This window comes from Xylanibacter sp. (genome assembly GCF_057607445.1).
The window spans coordinates 1-2,504 of the sequence record NZ_DBLZAX010000039.1 but is presented as its reverse complement, the minus strand read 5'-3'; the positions used below and the strand labels follow the sequence as shown (position 1 = coordinate 2,504).

General features: G+C 42.7%; 3 protein-coding genes. All 3 read left to right on the top strand.

Annotated features, from left to right (window positions below):
- The coding region (locus ACZMIG_RS14650; RefSeq protein ID WP_117710162.1) for a hypothetical protein at positions 1 to 324 on the top strand (324 nt) is incomplete at its 5' end.
- Positions 318 to 653 carry an IS66 family insertion sequence element accessory protein TnpB gene (tnpB, locus tag ACZMIG_RS14645; RefSeq protein WP_008782597.1) on the top strand — a complete coding sequence of 112 codons (336 nt, stop codon included), beginning with the start codon at positions 318 to 320 and terminating at the stop codon, positions 651 to 653. The genes ACZMIG_RS14650 and tnpB, both read left to right, overlap by 7 nt.
- Before the next feature lie 72 nt (positions 654 to 725).
- Positions 726 to 2,504, top strand: a 1,779-nt coding sequence (tnpC, locus tag ACZMIG_RS14640; RefSeq protein ID WP_373267404.1) for an IS66 family transposase, incomplete at its 3' end; no start/stop codon positions are given.

The window sequence follows — 2,504 nt, the reverse complement described above, 5'->3', positions numbered from 1 at the left end:
TACCAGACCGAGGCTTTGCCTCATGGAGAATCTCTCCAATCGTTTTGTGTTAAGAACAAAGTTCCTTATAACATCTTTCAGAAATGGTACAGGGATACCCGGAAAAAAGTAGTTGAAGTCCAGGTTGATGGTGCTCCTGTAATCGGTCATGAGGAACAATCCGGTGCCATTGATCAACCTCAACCGGTATCACCAGGCAGAACTGATCACCCTGTTCGTATTTGGGTTGAGATTCGTATCAGCAATGGCTTGCATTTGTTCCAAAAGAATTTAAGCTACCCGGATTTGGTTCGTATGGTAGAGAAACTGGAGGGGTTATGCTGAGTGTTACCGGTCTGAATCATTTTTATTATGTCCGTGATTTCACCGATATGCGTTGTAAGCACAGCCGTGTGTTGTCTATCATTCGTGAACGGCTTCACCGGGAACCCAGAGATGGGGATGTCTTTATAGTCATGTCTCGCAATCGCAGAATAGTCCGTATGTTTTCATTTGATAATCGTTCATATAGTCTGTTTGAAAAGAAGTTTGTTGCCGGTTATCAGTTCATGAAAGTTGAGCGAAATGGGGCAGATACTGTTTATCGGATTGCCTGGAAGGACGTGGTTTTGATTCTTGAGAATCCTATAGTTAAAACATTAAAAATCAGATAATCAATCTATTTATCCACTTGCGGTTTTGCGATTATTTTATTACCTTTAATGCTGTAAGTCAAAGGTTTAAGTATGATCGATCTGCAAGATATAATTACAACAAAACGAGAGTTGTTGAGTCGGGAAACCTACTCACGCAACCCTATAAATTATAGTGCAGGTATGGCAGAGGATCAGAAAGACCGATACATACAATACCTTGCTGAGCAAAATCAGGATCTCAGGTTGACAGGTGATGCCATGAGGCTTGTTTTGGAGGATTTTATGGCTCAGATGAAAGAACTGAAGGATCAGATGTCATCCATGCAATCGAAACATGTTGACCTTGAGAATCGGTTGTCAGAAGAGCATAAACTTCGCAAATCGGCTGAACGTAAGATAAAATCACTTCAGGAAAAACTTGATTACGCCAATCAGGAACGTTTTGGTGATAGACGTCAAAAGATACAATCTAAAGCTAAAACAAGTGATTCAGACCGCCGGAAGGAGAAGGATGATTATGATGGAACCGATGATACGCTTCGCACGGATTCGGTTGGTCATGTTCCATCCCAAGAGTTAAAAGAGCCTTCCGGGAAAGACCGTGACTTGTCCAATCGCCCTGACGGTTATAAAACGATGGGGGTAGCCGGAGAAGCGACAGAGCATCCTTCCGATTTGACAAAGGTTCCCGGTCGGATCATTGAAAGGAGAATGGTACGGGTGTTCAGTTTCCGTACTTTCCTTACGGAAGAATGTTTTGAGATGGTTCATTATGCAGAGCCTGGTAAAAAGCCGAAGTGGGGCTATTTCCCTTCTGAAGGCCATCCGGATGTAGTAACCAGTTTTGAAGGCACTAGGGCCACTCCTGAATTTCTGCAGGCTATCGCCTATGAAGTTTATGTAAAGAATGTGACTTTTGGTCTTCTTCACCAATGGCTGACAGATATGGGCATGACCATTTCTAAAAACACGTTGCGCAACTGGCTTAAGAAAGGTAAGACATACCTGGACGAACTGGTTTGTGTATTGAAGTCTATAGCTTTGGAAAAAGATTCGATTGTGAACTGCGACGAGACCTGGTGTAAAGTGCGTAAATACGATCACTATAAGAAGTGCTACATTTGGGTTCTGGTCAACAAGGCCCGGAAAACAGCCATTTTCTTCTATGAGAATGGCTCGCGTGGTCGTGATGTACTTACAGACTTTTTGGGCGATGCAGAATTGAAGAGTATAATGTCCGACGGATACAATGCTTATGTATTTATCGGCAATGAGCTGAAATCAGCCCGGTTTAAAGATACTGTCCACCAGGTTTGTATGTCTCATGCCAAGAACAAGTTTGTCAAGGCTTCCAATCAGGGTGGTGAACCGACTGCAGAACGCTTTTCCGAAATTTTAAAGGAGTTCTTTATGAGGGAGCGTAAATACGATGATGCCGGATTAACTCCCAAGGAAAGGTTTCAAGAAAGGCAAAGCTTGGAAACGAAGGAACTCCTAATAGAGCTGCGCAGTTTGTTAGATAGTGAACAGTCAAAGGATTCAGAATTTAGAAGCCGGTATTATAAAGAAGCTCTCAATTATCTGAACCGGTTCTGGAAAGAGATCTTTGCTTACCTGGATGATGGTGAATTACCGATAGACAACAACCTGGCTGAGCGAACCATTCGAAAGCTGACCACTCAACGCAACAATTCACTTCATTATGGTAGTGATGCCGGTGCAGAGATGGCAGCAACTTATCACAGTGTGATAGGAACGGTAAAGCTTCATGGCAGTTCTATCTGGAACTTCATCGGAACTTTTTTCAAAAATATCTTTAACGGGTGCAGGGATTATGTTAACATGGTTCCTGACAAAATCACTTTGGCT